We start from the raw sequence: 18,363 nt of genomic DNA on the forward strand, positions 1-18,363 counted from the left end.
AATCTTAGACCACAGTACGACAAGGGTCTATCCCACGCGGGACTTCGCCTGTTTTTTTAACAGGGATTTGATGACATCCGCGCGCCCCATTGCATGGCGAGCCTCTGCCATGCATTCTTCTCGTTCTGCGTAAAGTTTTGCCAGTTCGAAATTATGGGCGCGGCGGACGTTTTGCATCCAGTCATGCCAAGCCTCATCCCGGCCTGAAAGCTGCGCCATATCGAGCGAAGCCTCTCGCGTCAACGCAGAGGATCGCGCCTGCTTTGCGGTATCTAACTCTTGGTTCTTCTGCTTGAGAACTTCAGCTTTCTGAGTAACCTGCTGCAATCCCATCAACTTCAAATCCAAAATCATGTCAGAGATTTCCCCCAAAGACTTTAGCTGTTTGGTCATAGGTTCACCCCAAAACTACGCGCCTTTTTGCGCATCATTTCTGCAAATCGAATTGCGGCGGCGACGGCCTGATATTGGTCCGGCATGATTTCTTGGCCAATCTCAACAGACGCATGAAGCGCACGCGCCGTTGGCGGGTCGCGGTGAATGGGGACACCTGCCCCAGCCGCAGCTTCGCGAATACGTGCAGCAATTTCATCGACACCTTTGGCAACACAAACTGGTGCCTCTCCGGGCAGGCGCGACCATTTGAGCGCCACCGCGTAGTGGGTTGGGTTAACAATCACGACATCCGCATCGGGCACATCCGACAGCATTTGGTTCATCGCAATTTCATACCCCTTTTGGCGGCGCATTTGTTTCATATGCGGGTCACCCTCATTCTGCTTAAACTCATCCATCATTTCTTTGTGGGACATTCGATTTTTCCGAAGGTGCTCTTGATACTGCCACATGTAATCCACCCCGCCGATAAGCAGCATGACCACACACACCAAGCCGAAAAACTGCATCGACAGTTCGAGCAAAACGACCGTCACCATTTGCGGATTCAGATACATCGTGCCGATGATTGTGGTAAGTTTGCTAAAAAGAAAAAATCCCAAAATCACTGAGTAGATTGAAAGCTTAGTAAAGCTCTTCGCAAACTCAAATAAGCCGCTCCTGCCGAATTTGTTTTTGGCATTAGACAACGGCGATATTTTCGACAATTTCGGTTTAAGCTTGTCTGGCGCCACAACAAAACTGCGCGTGGCAATGGTTAGAACGATCGCGGCCACTGCGGGGATCAAAAACCATCCAATTGTGTTTTGCGCCACTCCCAACAGCAAATTCCCCAGCCCCACTCGTCCGCCACCAAGAAAAAGCTCTGTTGAAATACTGTCAGCACGCCCCAGAAGGCCGGTTAAAAACGCCCCTAGCGAGCTGAGGCTTTGCGCGCCCAAAACAGCTGCCATAACCATCATGCCACCAAAGGCAGCGGTTGTTGTCAGATCAGCGGATCGGGGGACCTCGCCACGTTTTCGCGCATCATCGAGCTTTTTCTGCGTCGGTTCATGTTGCTTATCATCATCTTCGCCCTCAGCCATCATGGCGCTCCAAATGGCTGATTTAAAAAGGCCTGAAGCGCATTAACCCAAAGCGGAAGCAACAATGGGGTGGCCGCAAAAAGCAACAGCAACCCGCCCGCCGTGATCGCTGGCGCACCAACAAACGCCACCATCAATTGCGGCATTGCACGGTTAATGACGCCCAGCGCAACATTATAGATCAGTGAGGCAATCAAGAACGGCGCGGCCAGAGTAAAGGCCAGCGCAAAAATACGCGAGACATGCTGAAGCGCCCAGTCTGAGACCAGGGCGCCGGACAAAAATTCACCCGGGGGAATGACTTCGTAGGACAGAATAAACATTTCTGCCAAGCGGACATGAAGACCCAACATAACGGCCAACGCCAAGCCAGACACGAGCAAGACATGGCCAATTGCTGGTTGTGGGTCGGCATTTGAGCCCCCAAAAATTTGCGCCAAAGATGTGGCTTGTGCAGCCATACTTCCAGCAATTTGCAAAGCAAATATGAATAGCCGAACAACAGCCCCAAGTATGAGCCCCGCAATGGGTTCAGAAATCACCATCATCCCAATCTTAAGCGGGTCCGCTATCGCGGCATCCATCTGAGCAGCGACGGCGGGCAAAACCACCATTGTAAACGCAAATCCAAGCACCAGCCGGACGCGCTGTGGAACCGATCGCTCGCCAAAAGCTGGTAGCAACGCCATCGCGGCGCCGACCCGAAGAAATACAAAAAACGCCAACAGTAAAACCGACTGCCCAAGCCCTAAAATTTCAGCAAGTTGATACATCATGCCGGGACCATACCCACCAATGAAGGGCGCGCTTCGGTTCCAATCTCTTCGAAAGACAACACAGGGTTGCCAATACCCTTTGCATTCAGAACCGTTTTCAAGAAACGTCTGCGGCGGGTTGATGTCACAACGGCGGGGTAGATCCCAGTTTCGCCAGCTTTCGCAATCCGATCAGCAATTGCATTGGCCAAGCGGTTGAATTCATCAGGCGGCAGCGCCACATCTTGCGGTCCCCGGTCGCTGTCAATTTGGAACGCGGAAAAGCGCTCTTCCCACTCAGGAGCAAGCTGCACCAAGGGGATCGAGCCATCCCCGCGTTTTAGCTCTGACACAAGTTGAAACCCTAATCGATGGCGCACATGCTCGCAAATCCCCTCGGGCGACGGAATGACCGGGCGTGCCTCGGCAACGCTTTCAAGGATCAGTGGTAAATTTCTAACCGAAACACGCTCGTCCAAAAGCAGTCGCAATACTGAAAGCAGCAGGTCTGGTGGAACTTTTTCGGGGACCAGTTCATCCAACAAGCGTCGATTGGCCTCTGCTCTCGCCGAGTCGCTGAGGTTGATAAACTCGTCCATCAAACGTCTAAGCGCTTTCATTGTCAAAAGGCGTGGAAAATTGCGTTTGATCACTTCCAGCAAATGTGTCGCAAGCACCTCTGTAGGGTTTACAATTGTGCCGCCCTGAAGCGCCGCCTCTTCTTGGGCATCCACAGAGATCCACCGAGCCGGCGCGCCATAAACGGGTTCCTTCACATCCTCCCCGTCGGGCAAATCAATTTCATTTCCACTGAGAATGACAAGGCACTTATCTGGCTCCAAGCGATCCTCTGCTTGCGTCACGCCCTGAATCTTAACAACGTATCCACCAGGCGGTAGCGTACTATCATCCGTCAGTCGAATTTCTGGAAGAATAAGCCCAAATGCCCCGGCAACATGGTTCCGCATATTATTGATCCGCGCATCTAGTCCCGTTGCGGGGTCCAAAACCATTGAGATCAGATCCGGCGAAAACGCGACATGGATGTCATCCAGATCCAAGATATCCCCGATGCTCTCCGGTTTAGGCTCGGCTGTCACCTCTAGCGCGGCAGCCTCTTTTTCCTTTGCTGCGGTTTGTTGTTTTTGGCTCGACTTCCACGCGGCGAACCCCAGAACAACGGCGCCCGCGAGGAATGGAACAAAAGGCAAGCCCGGCACTAAGGCGAACAAACCCATCAATACAGCGACCGTGCTGAGTGCGGCTGGGTGCCCCCCCAGTTGCGCAAATAGGGCGCGATCCGTTGACCCTGTGGCACCACCACGCGCCAATAGTAGCGCCGACGCAATTGAAATAATAACCGCTGGGATTTGCGTCACAAGACCATCGCCAACCGTAAGAATCGCGTAGGTTTCAAACGCGCTCCCGATATCCATTCCATGTATGGACACGCCGATAATAAGACCCACAACGATGTTAAGCAGCGTAATCAACAGACCCGCCACAGCATCGCCTTTTACAAATTTTGAGGCGCCATCAAGAGATCCAAAAAAGGTTGTTTCTGCTTGTTCTTTTTCACGCCGCAACTTTGCCTCGGCATGGTCAATAGCACCTGCAGACATGTCGCTATCAATCGCAAGCTGTTTCCCCGGCATTGCATCCAAAGCAAACCGAGCCCCAACTTCGGCCATTCGAGTGGCCCCTTTTGTGATCACGATGAAATTCACGATCAACAGCACACAAAATACGACCAGCCCCAGAAAGACACTGCCGCCCATAACAAAATTGGCAAAGCCTTCGATAACATCACCAGCCGCGGATGTACCCGTATGCCCTTGACCGATAATCAATTTTGTTGACGAGACATTCATTGAAAGTCGGAGCATCAGAGATGCCAAAAGCACGGTTGGGAATGCCGAAAACTCCAATGGCCGTTCAATAAAAAGAGTGACCGTAAACATCAGGATTGCCAGTGCAAATGACGCCGCCAATCCGATATCCAGCACCCATGAAGGCATCGGCAAAATCATCATGACAATCACCGCCATCAGGGCGAGGGCAAGCAAAATGGTCGGCTTAAATAAATCAGACAGGTTAAACTGCATCTTTCACCTATCCATTATCCTGAAGAATGAAGGGCGTCGCCGCCGCACCGCGTGAGGGCACCAAAGAGCCCAGCGCTTTTGCACCTGTGCCTGATTGCAGCAGTGGGAAGTTGTTTACTCTTGGGACCAGTAAATCGACGATGGGCGGTGGTGTCGCGACGTCTTCTTGTGAAACGCTTGCGACCTGAACTGGATCTGAATCCTGCCCGATAAACTTTGCCCGCAACTTGGCAAATCGCTCTTTATAGCGATCGGCATATTTGGGTGTGCGCGAATGATAAGCCCCTGCGGCATCACGCCAGTTGCCTTTTTCTTCATAGAGTTCCGACAAAAACTTCGCTGCGTAAATTCCGTTCGCAAGCGGATCAAACATTTCCTCCAGCGAAGCGAAGTTTTGGTGGTGCCATTTGTAGTTGATCTGAAAGCAGCCAACGTCAAAACTCCGCGCACCGCGCTTGAAGTGTTTATAAACATAGGCCCGAGCGTCATCTTCGGCATCAAACCACACCCCTTTGCCTTCCATGTTCACAGTCCATGGCCAAGGGCGAAACCGCCCACCGCGTTTACGCCCCGTCTCGGTCAGCGAGATCGCTTTTAACACAGAGAGGGGCACGCCTGTTTGGGCAGAGGCGACAGAGGCAACCTGATCGCAAACGTGCGATTCATCTCCTTCTGAGAAGGCAGGCATTGAGAACCCCGCCATCAGAATACAAATGACCGCAAAGGTGTTAACACACGAATTTATTGCGATAGTTCCCGATAAGGGAGAGACATTTCTTGTCATTTCACGCGCACTTTTTGCTGACGTTGGTTAACATCAGATTAGGCGAGAGTCGTTTACAAAGGGTAAGCACCCCTAGGGGTTAGGGAATTCTTTCAGCAAACCTGAGAGTATGTTCCTAGTTTCTTCGCTTTTGGTCAAAAGTCCCGAGTTGATCATAAAAACACCATCTTGGGAGGGAGCCGCGTTTCGTTCAGTTGCGAGTATCAATTGACTGATGGCCGGAACATTTCCTTCTTCACCGCCTAAAAGCTGCGACCACTCACCACCACGCCAAGCCGCTTCATATTGCGCGGGCTTGTCACCCAACCGGCTGTAAATTTCCGAAGATAAACTGTAATCGCCAGACATATCGTGCGCTTGCGCGCGAAGCCGTTCTGCGTCTTCGGTGACCAATCCGGCAAGATACCCCAGCGCAACATCCGGCTTCCTTTCCAAGAGAGCGATTTTGGCGAAATCCAGGCGTTGTTCTGTATCTGGTACCGTCCCGGCGACATCCAGCAACACGCGCGCATCGCGCGCAAAACCCAGATCAATAAGACGTTCTGCAATAGGTTTTCGCAATTCCTCACCCAAAGCATTGTAGTCGAATTCGGCCCCTACGGTGTAGCGCAAAAAGTCACTATTGGTCCCCTGATCAACCAGTTCCGAGAAGATGGCATGACGTAGACTGGCCACCTCGTTTTCGTTGTATTTGTGGTCGGCAACATCACTCCTAAATTCAGCGATCGCGGTTGCGAAATCACCGTTGTTTGCGAGCGCTTGAATTTGCGCAATTTCCAAATCAATACCAAGTCGCGACCCTTGCTGCTCAAAAGCAAATGTTGACACAAGTTCCAGAATACGTTGCGGGACAACCTGATTGTGAGACAAGCGCGCATTTACGATCTCTAAAGCGGCGGTGGGGGACAGACTTGTATCATCATTCACAATATCTGTCAGACGAGTCTCTGCGAGTTGTGTCTCCCCTTGTTCCAGATCGATTTGTGCTTCTAGGTACTGAAACTCGGGGCCGTGATCACCCTCGACGCGGCCTAATATATTGCGTAGAGAAACTGCCGTTTGCATGTCACCCGCATCAAGAAACTTTTTGGCAAGGCTTGGGCCGAGATGCCGCCGCAAGTGCAGAGGCAATTTGGAAAAAGATACAATAATCGCCTTCGTGTTGATTTCCTGTCCTGGACGGAACTCAGATTGCGCCAATGCGGCCCAAAGCGCTGTATTACCATCACAACCCATTTGTGGAGAATACCTGTGTCCTTCGACAGCAGTCAGGTCATCCATAATCTCAGACATTTGTGTTAAGCTGTCAGAACCATCAATCAAGTTGCCATAGCGGTTGATCAACGCTTTTGCTTCAGCGCCAAACGTAAGGTAGACCAATTGACGAACCAAAGCTGTTACCACTTCGGCGTCGGGCTGATCAAACTCACCCAAAAAACCTGATTTATGCTTTGCTAGATCGGCACCCGCTTGGACCTCTCCACCCCAAGCCTCAATGGCATAATATTCGTCAGGTAAACAGGCGCGTCCCTCTTGTGTGGACAAGGTCTCAGATTTTTGTAGTGCCGTTTCGCGATCAATTGATGTCTGCACAGCAACGTGAGCATTCGCATCCAAGTTTTCAATCGGCTCAAATTCCGGGGCCACGACGGGAGAGGGAGCCTCGACCTCCTGCGTTGGATGGGTGACACGGTCCACTTCGGCTTCCAGATCTGACAGATTAGCATCAATCAATCCCTGTGCCGCAGCGCGGCCAATTTGCTCAATCAGAGCGATTTCAGTTTCCCTCACCCGATCTCGCGAATTGGGTTCGGCGAATGCACTGTCGACGAGCTCCACCTCATTTTGCGTTGCCCCGTGCTCAGCAGAGTCATCAGAAATGCGTTGAGCTTCGTCCCGAAAGCTATTTTCAGAGGCCGCTTCATCCAAGATAAGCTGAGGCTTTTCAGCGGTTGGCAGAAGAGGCAACCCAAGGCGCGCGATTGACGTCGACTGGCCATGGGCGCTGTCAACCATCACCGTCCTTGCTTCTTCGATCTGCTTTGCATCCGGTACATCGAGAAATGCTTCGAACGCGTCTGACTCGGATGATGGCAATCCCGAGATGATATCAATGACAATTTGTCCGCCTGAAGCAACAAACGTTGCTGCATGGCAGCTGCAATCAGTGTCAATCAAGAGCCGACCATCACCAAGGTCTTCAAGGCTCTTAATCCGCGTTCTCGGGATAAGAGAAAAAGCATCTGAAATGTTGAACGTCTTTTCACGTTGACTTAATCGCAACTCATATCCTCGTTCGACGCGACCAAACGTCCACGCGCCGGGACTCTGCGTATAAACAACGAGTCGCGAAAACTTATCATGCTCGCCGGATTTCACCGTCAATTGTTGTGACATGGCGAAACTTGTCGACAAAATCAGGAAAAGTAATGAGCGTACTAAGAACATTATGCTGCCGCTTTCTTCACTTCCTTCAGAGCTTCTTCAAGCTCTGAATAGCTCGGGCGGCAATGACCCGGGGTGTTTTGTCGACCAACCTCGATACAAATATTGACGGAGTGATTGTATAGGTTTGCGACCAGAACCTCACGGATCAGTTGGTAAAAATGGGCATCTTCTTCGACAACAGTTTTAACCTTTGACGAAAATGGGGCCATAAGACCATATGCCAAAAACACCCCCAAAAATGTTCCGACCAAAGCACCCCCAATCATCTTACCCAAAATTTCAGGCGGCTGGTCAATTGAGCCCATTGTCTTAATCACACCAAGAACAGCTGCAACAATTCCCAGCGCAGGCAATCCGTCTGCGATGGCTTGCATCTCGTGACTGGAATGAAGAGCGTGGTGGAGGTTGGCCTCCATCCGCTTTTCTAAGACTTCTTCTACTTGGTGCGGATCATCATAATTCATCGAGGCCGATCGCAGCGTGTCGCAAATCAGTTCAATCGCTTCTTTGTCAGCAAGAATTTTTGGATAACGCGAAAAGATCGCACTTTCTTCCGGGTTTTCAATGTGCTCTTCAAGCGCGACCGCATTTTGGCGCGCCTGTCTGATCAGTTCAAACAATAAGCACAAAAGCTCCTTATAGTCGCCATGCGTCCACCTGGGCCCTTTGAATACTTTCCCGATGTCTTTGAGCGTATGTTTGATGGAGGGCACATCGTTTGAAATGACAAATGCACCTGCGGCGGCGCCCCCAATCATAGTAAACTCAAAAGGAAGAGATTTCAGGATGATACCCATCTTCCCGCCAGCAGCAATGTAGCCCCCGAACACCATAACAAAAATTAGTGCAATCCCAATAATTCCGACCATTTACTAATCTCCTTACCGCGCGTTCAGTAACCTTGATGCTGTCAAAATTGGGTTAAAAAACCGTGCTATATTTCATCAATTCGTAGGAACATTTGCATTTCGGCCCGCTAAAATTACGCTGATGGCATAGGCCTTTTGGGGATCAAGTCCAGCCATGATCTGTGCTGCAGATTCAGAGCGCATTCGCCCCAAAAAACCAGCAGCAAACTGCGGATCCATCTGGGCAAAAAGTGGAATTGCCTGTTTCGCCTTCATGCTCTCATAAACCTGTGTCAGCTGGCTCAGATCATTCTCAGCCGCACCATCCGCTAACGCCATAGTCGCCTTTAGTGAGTTTTCTGCTTCAACGAGTGCAGCCATATTTAATTGGATTTGGCTCTCGGCGACACTTACTGCCTGCAATCTGTCTCGCAATGCGCCTTCTCGTTTGTTCAGCGCGTCCTCGCGCTCTTGAAGAACGGCCAATACACGAGCGATATCATCTTCTGTTTTACAGGTGGCGTCATGCGTCATAGGTCCATTGGACGGGTCCACCAATGACGCCACTTCCTTAGCAATCGCCACCCCATGATCGCCCAAACGGAGCACCCCTGACGCCACAAACAATGCGGCAATCACCCACAAAGCACCTCGGCTTGTCGGCTTTCTTGATCGTTCCTTTTTTGCTTTTACAGGCTGCTCCGCATGCTTTGCATTACCGAGCGCGTTCTTTTTTGCTTTTTTTCCAAACATCATTCGGCCGCCTCTAGATGCTTATGCCTGTGACTTAAGAACACCGGCACCTGGACCGAAAGATCCGCCTCAGAGCTGGTTTGCGGTTTATCGGTATCTACTTCTGAATCAGGCTGGCGGGGGGCAACCGCGTCTTGAGCAGTCGCATTTTCCTCTGGCAAATCATGTAAACTTGCCATCATCAGTTCGAGCTTTCTCGAAGCGGCTTCTGCGCGTTGGGTAAGATCCCCAAGCTGCTCTGCGCTTTTTCCCGCCGCAGATTGCGCCTTAATCAGGGTTTTAGTCATGTCGTCGACTTGAGCAGACAGCACTGCAACAGCACCACCCATCCCATTTTGCAGATTGTTGAACCGCTTAAGCCGGCGCGACAATACAATGCAATATATCGCTGCGCCAAGCGCGCCAGCCGCCATAAGGGTGTCCGCGATAAGGTCCATATTCATTCCCTCCATGGCTCAGTTCAGCACAAATTCTAAGATTAAAAGATCCCGCACCCGACCTTCACCCGTGACCAGTTGAATTCGGCGCAACATCTGCGCACGCAACATGATCAACGCACCAGGATCCTCTAGGTTACGAATTTCAACCGCACGCAAATAGGAATTCAACACGTCCAAAACGCGCGGTTTCAGGCCCTCGACATCCTGAAGGTAGTTGGGTTCAACTTCTAAAGATGCGCGGAATCGGAGATGCTTATTGCTGGCCGCTCGCCCTAGTGAAATTACCAGCGGATCTAGTTCCACATAGGCAACAGGCGGAAGATCCAGAACAATTTCGGGCGCCTCGCCCTCTGGCGCGTGTCCATCTTCTGAAGCTGGTGCGAGCAGCATCCCGGAGTATACCGCAAAAAAACCTCCGCCGCCGAGAGCCAGCGCAAGTACCAGACCAATGATAAGGCCCTTCTTGGATTTTTTCTTTGGCGCTTCTTCTTCTTCGCCATCTACCGGTTCTTCAGCTTCTGCCATTTCATCACCAGAAATTTTTTCCTCGAATCGTTATAGACCGGCGGGCACTAACCGATTGTTAAGGCCGTTCGGAGAAAACTGTTTGAGTGACGGGGGCAGAAGCCCGCTCGTAGAAGGAGTTACGTCTTGCAGCAGATCCTTTCTGTTTGGTCCGTATTGGACGCACGAAAAAAGATAGTCGTTGCCCTTGCTACTCTGGCAATGTTTGCCGCGGTGCTGGGTATATCTCGGTTGGCCAGCCAGCCCTCCATGGACTTGCTTTATGCAGGTCTCGAATCAGGTGCTGCTGGCGAAGTTGTGAAAGCTTTAGAAGCTCGCGGTGCAGAATTTGAGGTGCGCGGCGGGGCAATTTACGTCAACAGCGCCCAGCGGGATAGTTTGCGAATGACGTTAGCAAGCGATGGCTTGCCGACAAATTCATCTCGTGGTTACGAGTTACTTGACGGATTATCTGGTTTTGGGACGACGTCACAGATGTTTGATGCGGCCTATTGGCGTGCCAAAGAAGGTGAGCTTGCGCGTACAATTGTTTCTAGCCCGTTTGTAAAAAATGCGCGTGTTCACATTGCGCAAGCGGCCCAGCAGGGGTTGCGCGCGCGCGCAAAACCTACCGCTTCGGTCACTTTAACAACGTCGAGCGGAAACATCTCCGGCTCACAAGCAAAAGCCTTTAAATACCTTGTATCATCGGCTGTTCCAGGATTGGCACCAGAAGATGTGTCCGTCATCGACAGCCGTGGCGGTCTCGTTACGGCAGGCGATGACGGCGGGGCCGCGCAAAACACGGCGAGTGACAAAGCAGATGTTCTGAAAGCAAGTATTCAAAATCTGTTGGAGGCCAGAGTTGGTGCTGGCAACGCCGTTGTTGAGTTGAGTTTGGAAACCGTGACGGAACGCGAATCAATCCTGGAAAAAACATTTGATCCCAACGGGCGCGTCGCCATTTCAACCGAGACACAGGAAAACACGAGCCAAAGTTCCGATTCGGGCGCAGGCGGTGTCACCGTGGCCTCCAATCTGCCGGATGGCGCAGGCAGTGGAGGAGAGAACTCCTCTTCCGCACAGAACAGCGAAACCCGCGAGCTGGTCAATTACGAAGTCTCAGAAACAACACGCGAAATCATCCGATCTCCCGGCGCCACCAAACGTATTACTGTTGCGGTATTGGTTGATGGCATTCGCACCGCAAATGAAACTGGCGAAGAGGTTTGGTCGCCACGTTCCGAAGAAGAGCTCGCCAGCCTAAAAGATCTGGTTGCATCCGCCATCGGCTTTGAAGAAGCACGGGGTGACACAATCACCCTAAAAACAATGGAGTTTGAGCCCTTGCCATTGGAGGGGACAGCCGCCGAAGTTGGCTTTCTGCAACGCTTACATCTCGACCTCATGTCCCTTATTCAGCTGATGGTTCTGGCATTCGTTTCACTGATCTTGGGACTGTTTGTTCTTAGGCCGATCCTCGGAAGTACGGCGGACAATCCACAGGCAACACGGGCTGCGCAGTCATTGCCCGGCCCACAATTGCCCGCGAACACGTCACCCACAACCATGGACGCACCCGCTTCATCCGGAAGCGCTGAGCCAATTCAATTCAATACTGATTTCTCCGACATGCCCTCGCTCACGGGTGAAATCGACGACGGAGAGTTTTCTCCTCCACAAATGTCAGTGGTTTCGGACATCGACTTTGATGATGACTTGGGCAGCATGGGCGCTCAGGACCCGGTTCAGCGCTTGCGCGACCTAATTGAAGAGCGTCAAAGTGAAACCATCGAGATCCTTCGCGGCTGGATGGAAGATGAAGAGGAGACCGCCTGATGTCTCGACTGTTCCGCCTTGAAGAATTTGATATTCCGACCAAACAGATGCAGCAACCTGCTCAACCGTCAGCACCTGCCATCTCTAGCGACGATCTAGAGAAGGCCCGACTCGCTGGATATGAGGCCGGCTATCAAGCAGGCTGGGATGATGCCGCCAAAACAGATGACAATGACCGAAACCGAATTGGCGCGGAATTCGCGCGAAACCTGCAGGATCTTGGTTTCACATTTCACGAAGCCAGAAGTCATGTAATGCAGTCGCTAGAGCCTTTGCTGGCAAGCATGGTCGCCAAGGTTCTCCCAAAACTCATCTCTGACACGATAGGTCAGGCGATTGTCGAGGAACTTTTGCCACTTGCTGCTGACGCTGCGGACACGCCAATCCAGATCATTGTTTACCCGCAAGGTCGCGAGACCCTAGAGCAGCTTTTGGCACAGAACAACACGATCCCCGTTGAACTTATCGAAGAAGAAACCCTAGCCGAGGGGCAGGTCTATATCCGCATGGGGCAGACTGAAAAGCAAATTGATCTGAGCGGCGCCGTTCAAAGAATTGGCGAGGCAATTTCCGGTCTTTATGAAATCAATGAAAGGGCCCAAAATCATGGCTGACGAAACCCAAGACACCACACATTCCAGCCCATTCACCCAAGTTCCAATTGAAATCACGATTTCCGTTGGCAAGGCCAGACCCACAGTAAGAGAGTTGCTGCGCCTGAAAAATGACAGCATTCTTCCCTTGGACAAAAAAGTGGAGGATCCGGTTGAGCTTTATGTTGGCGACAAGTTAATCGCACGAGGGGAGCTTGAAGAAATCGAGGGCGACCCTAGCGGTGGACTTGCCGTTCGGCTGACCGAAGTCGCAGATTTGACATCAGGGCTTTAGTAAATGCTAAACCGTTGCACCCTTTCTACGCCCATATCGACACTTCTTGTTTTGGTATTTTTTATTGCCGCTCCCAGCCTTTCGTTCGCGCAAGATATTTCGCTAAATCTTGGCGCAGAAGGGTCACTCGCCACACGATCGATCCAACTCATGGTGTTGATCACATTGCTCAGTCTGGTTCCAGGCTTGGCCGTTATGGTGACCTGTTTCCCGTTTATCGTGACTGTTCTTTCAATTCTGAGACAAGCCATTGGGCTACAACAATCGCCGCCAAATATGCTGATTATCAGTCTGGCGCTTTTCCTCACCTACTTTGTTATGGAACCCGTTTTTACAGAAGCATGGCAGGTCGGCGCACAGCCCTTTACACAAGGGGAGCTTGAACTGGAGCCCGCATTTTCCGCTGCAATGGAGCCATTTCGTATCTTCATGGCGAACCGAATTGACCCCGACACATTTGCGCATCTCGCAGAGCTGAGGCCAGGGTACAGTGGTGACCCTGCCGCCACCTCCCCCCTCTCCATCCTTGTTCCATCCTTCCTTTTGTCAGAGATTGAGCGCGCCTTTCAAATCGGTTTTTTGGTCTTCCTCCCATTTCTGATCATCGACCTTGTTGTCGCTGCAATTCTCATGTCGATGGGCATGATGATGGTGCCGCCTGCAATTGTCTCACTGCCGTTCAAACTTGCATTTTTTGTGGTAGCGGATGGGTGGAGCTTGATTTCAAGCGCTTTGGTGCGGAGTTACTTTTAACATCTGCGATACCAACACAGCCCTCAACGTCAGCACCTGTGATGGATGAGGGCGGCATACCCAAATCAAAAAAGGCCGCCTTATGGCGACCCTTTTAACCTGAACAATCAGGTATTTGGTTGCGGGAGTAGGATTTGAACCTACGACCTTCAGGTTATGAGCCTGACGAGCTACCGGGCTGCTCCATCCCGCGACAGTGAGGCTGATATACGCTTGCCCTCTCAGAACCACAAGGGGTATTGGCAAAAAAGTGTTACATTTCTTTATGCTCTCAAGATCTGGTGACAGAACATGAATTCTCCCATAAGTCTTTGAGGGGAAAGGATGCATTATGGACGGCACTCTGGCGGTAATATTTCTGTTGACCGGGCTCATCGATATGGGCGCGAATTTTTGTGGGGATGGCTGCATGCGGTTGGCATGGAGCGGGGTCCGCCACACAATTTCTGCGGGGCAGTTGATTTTCGAGGCGGATATAATTGGTCAAGAGACCTACTATCGCCTTGATGCCCCGGTGACATTTGGGCCTTTTCGACCGACGGTTGGAATTTCAGTCGACACACTTGGCGATGTTTGGGTTGGCGCAGGCGCATTGAACGAATTTTCTACCGGAAACGGGCATGGCTATGCAGAATTGAGCTTTATGCCCGGCTGGTGGATGCGCGCAAAATCCGGGCCGCGACTAGGATATCCACTAGAATTTCGCTCCGGTGTTGAAGCTGGTATTTATCGCGAAAATGGCAATCGTATCGGCGTTTCGCTTGACCATCGCTCGAACGGCGAACTCAGCTTCCCAACCCCGAACCCCGGGTTGGAAACGGTTCTGGTACGTTATGGGCGTGTCGAGGGGTGACACCGAGGGTGGATTACACCTCGGCCAATCCCGCCACGCGGACACCGTCCATCAGCAACCCATCCCGCACGGCTTGCGCAATTGCGATTGCCTCTGGGGTGTCCCCGTGCACACATATTGTGTCGATTTTCGTTGGAATACGCGCGCCCGTGGCGGTGATAATTGCACCCTCGGAAACCATTTCACGCATACGCAAGGCCGCCAACTCCGCATCATGGATCACCGATCCGGGCAGGCTGCGCCCCATAAGCGTACCATCATCAAGATAGGCGCGGTCTGCAAAGATTTCGGCCGCGAGGTTACAGTTCAGCCGTTCGGCGGCCCGTTGCATACCGGTGCTCGCGATAACCATAATGACAATGTCTGGCGAAATCTCCTGAACTGCTCGAAAACACGCAGTTGCAATATCTTCATCCGCAACAGCCATATGCGACAACGCGCCGTGCAGTTTGAAATGCGTCACGCGTCCACCGGCACTGGCCGCCATAGCCATCGCGGCCCCCAATTGGTAACGCACCATATTGCCGAGTGTCTTTGCATCCACCGCCATCTCTCTGCGCCCAAACCCTTGCAAATCAGGTAATCCCGGATGTGCACCAATACCAACTTTGCGTTGGACGGCAGCCTTCATGGTGTCTGCCATGACATCAGGGTCACCGGCATGAAACCCACAAGCGATGTTCGCTGATGTGACAATATCAAGTAACGCCCGGTCGTTCCCCATGGTCCAAGACCCAAAGCTCTCGCCCATATCGGCATTCAAATCCACTCGTGTCATTTACTGTCCTCTGGCATATCTGTTTCCCAGCCTGTCACCGCACCGCTGATAAGCTGATAAGAAAGCAGATCACGTATGTCTTCAACCCGCCGCACCAACGGGCGGGTTTGGCCGCGCAGGTTCCGAAGGTCTGTTAGGTAAGATTGATAGGCCAAATCCGCGTCTTCAAATGTCACAAACCGGAAACGCAGCACCTTGTCTGGGGTGGCTTGTGCAACGATTGGCAGATCACAGGGGAGCACTTGGGCCATCCGTGCAAATCCACCCGCGGTCTGACATTCACTTTGTAAAACAAATGGATAACCATCCCCAGTCATCTGAATATCACCGCTGATCATAGGTTCAGACAGAATACTTTGCCCGGCTTCAGGTGTGAAAGGTGGCCCTTCAAATGTCAGCGCAGCGCCCTGTCGATTGCTGCGCAAAGATCGTTGGAAATTGGTCTGCGTAAACCTTTCCACTTCCGCAGTCGAAAACAAGGAGGTGTGCAAGGTTGCCACGACACGAATGTCACCGCCACTGAACCGATCAGGCACCCGGAGAAAAACCGACATGGCGCCCTCGTCCGGGTCATCGCCCACCGGCAACCTGTCGCCAGCGCCAAGAAGGCCACCAATATTTGCGGCAAGATGCGCGGACCGGCTGCCCAACCATTCAGGTGTCTGAAAGCCTCCACTGACGCTGAGATATCCATAGACACCGCTGGTGGCGGCACCGATCGAAAGGCGTTGGCCATGTTTCACCTTATGACTTGCGTTCCAAGCCAGCGTCACCCCGTCAAGGTGGGCAATCATAGGCGCACCGGTCAATGCGATGCGACAGTCCCCTTCGATCAGGAAATCTCCGCCGAATGAATGCATTTCGAGCGCAGCATAGCCCGCAGTTTGCCCCAGCAATGCCGCGCCCTCATGCAAGGCCATGCAATCAACAGCCCCGCCATTTGACACACCATAGGCATGCCACCCCGGGCGGCCCAAATCCTGTATCGTCAAGGCGGGGCCGGCGCGTAATATCGTTACGGAACGGATCACGACAGGTCTACCAATTCTGCCGCAGTCGCACGCGTAGGGTCAGCAAGACAGCGGCGCATCTCATCTTGCCCCACCCGGACAAATTCCATTTCATCGCCTGCGCGCAAACGAAACGGCGACGCACTGTTTGGCTCGAAGTTGCGGAACGCTGTTTGACCAATTTGTCGCCATCCCGTCGGGGTATCATTTGTGAACAATACCAATTGCCGCAGAGCAACCACCAAAGATCCGGCCGGCACACGCGGGATCAGATCTGGTAGGCGTGGGAAATCCCAGTTGCGCGGTAGTGTCCCCAAATAGGGTTGGCCGGGCGCAAACCCTATTGTGATCACACGAACGCGGGTTTCCAGAACCTGATTTATCGCAGCCTCTGGCGTCAGGCCGACCAGCTGGGCAACCTCATCCAACTGGGGTCCATCCTCGCCGCCAAATGACGTTTTCACCTTCCAAAGCCGACGTGCGACAGCGTCCTTCGAAACAGACCAATCGCGCGATCCTGCCAGTTCCCGCAATTGGCCCTGTAACGCCGTTCGGGACAGGCGGGTCGGATCAAACTGGACAAAGGTCGACACCAGCGACGTCGAGGTTTCTGTCACGCCATCAATTTTCAGCCGATCCACTGCCTCTTGAAATGCCAGTGCCGCGTTGTTTGTCGCCTCTGATAGCTGATCTCCGAATGTCACCAAAATGCCGGTCAATCCGACCGTTCGGATCGAGGGCATCGAGGTTGGTTTTACAGAGCTGGGATTGCGTGGGGTCATGGTTGCCTGAGTTTAGGGGGTGTTTGCCGTGATGGATAGTCACGTCATATCGGTTGAGCGCGCAACCCACAATTCCAGTGCAATACCGCGCGTGTCGAAGCCTCCTCAGCGCGGACAAACCCGATAGCGATTTTCTTTGCCCCCTCCGCCGCATTCCTTAGGCGTCAACATAGTGATGAGATCCCCCCGCACTGCGGAGAGATCTGCCAGGCGTGACCCTTTGCTCAAGTGGCTTGGGGTGTTTTAAAGGGCTGGCAACAGGCACGACGAGAACCTGCGCCAACATATATGCGAAACGCCGTCATTTAATCCCATTGGCGCGCTGCAACTCGCGAACATAGCGCACAACCATTGCAACATCCCCACGGGTCAATCCCTCGATGGGGGGCATGTCGCCAAACGGCCAATGATGCCCAGTTGCGCCATTGGCAACAGCTCTCTGGAAGGCCTCATCCCCGTGATGAGATGGCTCATAGATCTTGTGAACAAGCGGCGGGGCCACGCCTTTGGTGCCCGCTGCATTTACGCCATGGCATGAGGCGCAAGCACTTTCGAAAATTCGCTGTCCGACTGCGGCTTGCCCCGCGATTTTCGGAAGTTGCACGGCAACTATCGCCTGGCTTTCGCCAACTTCGGGCGCGCTGGCACGCTTCGTTTGTGGATTTTTCATAAGCGTAAAGGCAGCAACTGCCGCAACGGCGCAAGCGCCGATTGTTAAGGTATATCGTTTCATAAGTGGTTCCTAACGGAATGAGACTTTGGGCCGCGTCACAATGTGGGCGCAGCATCATGGGCTCTCAAAAAAAGAGGGCATTCATCTGACTTCAAGCGTTAGGGGGACGTTCCAGATTGTCCGCGCGTCTCAATACCGGTGGACGAAGGACGATAGACACAAATGTCGTATCAACTTGCGCAGAAAGCGCGGGCATAAGGCGCGGCGGAAACACCACAGGATGACACAGATTTTGTGAACACCCGCCATGATCGGTCATCTTTTCCGCAGGTATGACATTGGTTGATCCATGAGACATCTTGATGTGAGGGTCACAGTGGGCCATTGCACAATCGCTCAATACAGCGCGCGCCTCAGCGGACAGGCCGGACAAAAAGACCAGACCCACGACAAGAAAGACAGACAAGATGTGCTTAGAACGCGCCATACCGCACGTTACCCGCTGAAATCTACGGGAACAAGGTGAACGATCAGCTGAATTTGTACCTGAGTAGTTTTTGGAACGAGTAACGCCGCCAGCTTTTGGCTGACGGCGTTTATATTATTGATTGATATCGATTAGAGAGGTTTTTTTGGAACTTTATTAGGTTTGGCGGTGACCTACTCTCC

The 18,363-nt window shown here is 52.4% G+C and carries 19 protein-coding genes and 1 tRNA gene; 5 read left to right on the forward strand and 15 right to left on the reverse strand.

Translation table 11 applies throughout. From position 1 onward, the window contains the following. Positions 1 to 27: 27 nt before the first annotated feature. From KKW20_RS11065 to KKW20_RS11110, 10 genes are all read right to left on the reverse strand, one after another. Positions 28 to 393 (reverse strand): hypothetical protein, encoded by a 366-nt coding sequence (locus KKW20_RS11065; RefSeq protein ID WP_214567928.1) that lies wholly within the window; start codon positions 391 to 393, stop codon positions 28 to 30. Then, positions 390 to 1,481: an EscU/YscU/HrcU family type III secretion system export apparatus switch protein gene (locus KKW20_RS11070; RefSeq protein ID WP_214567929.1), complete on the reverse strand. Its 1,092-nt coding sequence runs from the start codon at positions 1,479 to 1,481 to the stop codon at positions 390 to 392. The genes KKW20_RS11065 and KKW20_RS11070 overlap by 4 nt, the downstream gene beginning before the upstream one ends. Next, entirely contained in the window at positions 1,481 to 2,257 is a 777-nt protein-coding gene (locus KKW20_RS11075) for a flagellar biosynthetic protein FliR (protein WP_214567930.1), read from the reverse strand. Before KKW20_RS11075 ends, KKW20_RS11070 begins: the two co-directional genes overlap by 1 nt. After that, a complete protein-coding gene (flhA, locus tag KKW20_RS11080) occupies positions 2,254 to 4,341 on the reverse strand; it encodes a flagellar biosynthesis protein FlhA (protein ID WP_214567931.1) in 2,088 nt (695 codons plus the stop codon). The genes KKW20_RS11075 and flhA overlap by 4 nt, the downstream gene beginning before the upstream one ends. 7 nt (positions 4,342 to 4,348) lie before the next feature. Beyond that, entirely contained in the window at positions 4,349 to 5,125 is a 777-nt protein-coding gene (locus KKW20_RS11085; RefSeq protein WP_246534558.1) for a transglycosylase SLT domain-containing protein, read from the reverse strand. A 72-nt stretch (positions 5,126 to 5,197) separates the two neighbouring features. Next, a complete protein-coding gene (locus KKW20_RS11090) occupies positions 5,198 to 7,573 on the reverse strand; it encodes a hypothetical protein (protein ID WP_214567932.1) in 2,376 nt (791 codons plus the stop codon). After that, positions 7,573 to 8,442: a flagellar motor stator protein MotA gene (gene motA, locus KKW20_RS11095; RefSeq protein WP_214567933.1), complete on the reverse strand. Its 870-nt coding sequence runs from the start codon at positions 8,440 to 8,442 to the stop codon at positions 7,573 to 7,575. Before motA ends, KKW20_RS11090 begins: the two co-directional genes overlap by 1 nt. A 75-nt stretch (positions 8,443 to 8,517) precedes the next feature. Further along, complete coding sequence (locus KKW20_RS11100; RefSeq protein WP_343207583.1) at positions 8,518 to 9,177, reverse strand: MotE family protein; 660 nt, start codon at positions 9,175 to 9,177, stop codon at positions 8,518 to 8,520. Then, a complete protein-coding gene (locus KKW20_RS11105) occupies positions 9,174 to 9,617 on the reverse strand; it encodes a hypothetical protein (protein WP_343207584.1) in 444 nt (147 codons plus the stop codon). The genes KKW20_RS11100 and KKW20_RS11105 overlap by 4 nt, the downstream gene beginning before the upstream one ends. Before the next feature lie 12 nt (positions 9,618 to 9,629). Then, positions 9,630 to 10,139 carry a flagellar basal body-associated FliL family protein gene (locus tag KKW20_RS11110; protein WP_214567934.1) on the reverse strand — a complete coding sequence of 170 codons (510 nt, stop codon included), beginning with the start codon at positions 10,137 to 10,139 and terminating at the stop codon, positions 9,630 to 9,632. A gap of 126 nt (positions 10,140 to 10,265) precedes the next feature. Here KKW20_RS11110 and fliF point away from each other — a divergent pair, with 126 nt between their 5' ends. Genes fliF through fliP form a run of 4 tightly spaced genes read left to right on the forward strand, consistent with a single transcriptional unit; the run spans position 10,266 to position 13,598 of the window. Further along, positions 10,266 to 11,957, forward strand: a complete 1,692-nt coding sequence (gene fliF / locus KKW20_RS11115; protein ID WP_214567935.1) for a flagellar basal-body MS-ring/collar protein FliF — start codon at positions 10,266 to 10,268, stop codon at positions 11,955 to 11,957. Then, positions 11,957 to 12,571 carry a FliH/SctL family protein gene (locus tag KKW20_RS11120; RefSeq protein ID WP_214567936.1) on the forward strand — a complete coding sequence of 205 codons (615 nt, stop codon included), beginning with the start codon at positions 11,957 to 11,959 and terminating at the stop codon, positions 12,569 to 12,571. The genes fliF and KKW20_RS11120 overlap by 1 nt, the downstream gene beginning before the upstream one ends. Next, positions 12,564 to 12,845 (forward strand): FliM/FliN family flagellar motor switch protein, encoded by a 282-nt coding sequence (locus tag KKW20_RS11125; RefSeq protein ID WP_214567937.1) that lies wholly within the window; start codon positions 12,564 to 12,566, stop codon positions 12,843 to 12,845. The genes KKW20_RS11120 and KKW20_RS11125 overlap by 8 nt, the downstream gene beginning before the upstream one ends. Before the next feature lie 3 nt (positions 12,846 to 12,848). Continuing rightward, entirely contained in the window at positions 12,849 to 13,598 is a 750-nt protein-coding gene (gene fliP / locus KKW20_RS11130; protein ID WP_214567938.1) for a flagellar type III secretion system pore protein FliP, read from the forward strand. Between the two features lie 116 nt (positions 13,599 to 13,714). Here the strand turns inward: fliP and KKW20_RS11135 are convergent. Then, positions 13,715 to 13,791: transfer RNA gene (locus tag KKW20_RS11135), tRNA-Met, on the reverse strand. A 138-nt stretch (positions 13,792 to 13,929) separates the two neighbouring features. On the opposite strand from KKW20_RS11135, the gene KKW20_RS11140 reads away from it, so the two are divergent. Continuing rightward, complete coding sequence (locus KKW20_RS11140; protein ID WP_214567939.1) at positions 13,930 to 14,451, forward strand: acyloxyacyl hydrolase; 522 nt, start codon at positions 13,930 to 13,932, stop codon at positions 14,449 to 14,451. A 13-nt stretch (positions 14,452 to 14,464) separates the two neighbouring features. Here KKW20_RS11140 and KKW20_RS11145 read toward each other — a convergent pair whose 3' ends face one another. The 4 genes from KKW20_RS11145 to KKW20_RS11160 form a co-directional block, all read right to left on the reverse strand. Continuing rightward, entirely contained in the window at positions 14,465 to 15,229 is a 765-nt protein-coding gene (locus KKW20_RS11145) for a LamB/YcsF family protein (RefSeq protein ID WP_214567940.1), read from the reverse strand. Continuing rightward, positions 15,226 to 16,260, reverse strand: coding sequence for a 5-oxoprolinase subunit C family protein (locus tag KKW20_RS11150; protein ID WP_214567941.1), 1,035 nt, complete (start codon positions 16,258 to 16,260; stop codon positions 15,226 to 15,228). Before KKW20_RS11150 ends, KKW20_RS11145 begins: the two co-directional genes overlap by 4 nt. Further along, the gene (locus KKW20_RS11155; RefSeq protein WP_214567942.1) at positions 16,257 to 17,021 is read right to left on the reverse strand and encodes a 5-oxoprolinase subunit B family protein; all 765 of its coding nucleotides are present in this window, start codon (positions 17,019 to 17,021) and stop codon (positions 16,257 to 16,259) included. The genes KKW20_RS11150 and KKW20_RS11155 overlap by 4 nt, the downstream gene beginning before the upstream one ends. 301 nt (positions 17,022 to 17,322) lie before the next feature. Then, a complete protein-coding gene (locus KKW20_RS11160) occupies positions 17,323 to 17,754 on the reverse strand; it encodes a c-type cytochrome (protein WP_214567943.1) in 432 nt (143 codons plus the stop codon). Between the last annotated feature and the right edge of the window lie 609 nt (positions 17,755 to 18,363).

The sequence above is a fragment of the Aliiroseovarius lamellibrachiae genome, assembly GCF_018599245.1.
In the GTDB taxonomy this organism is placed as follows: domain Bacteria; phylum Pseudomonadota; class Alphaproteobacteria; order Rhodobacterales; family Rhodobacteraceae; genus Aliiroseovarius; species Aliiroseovarius lamellibrachiae.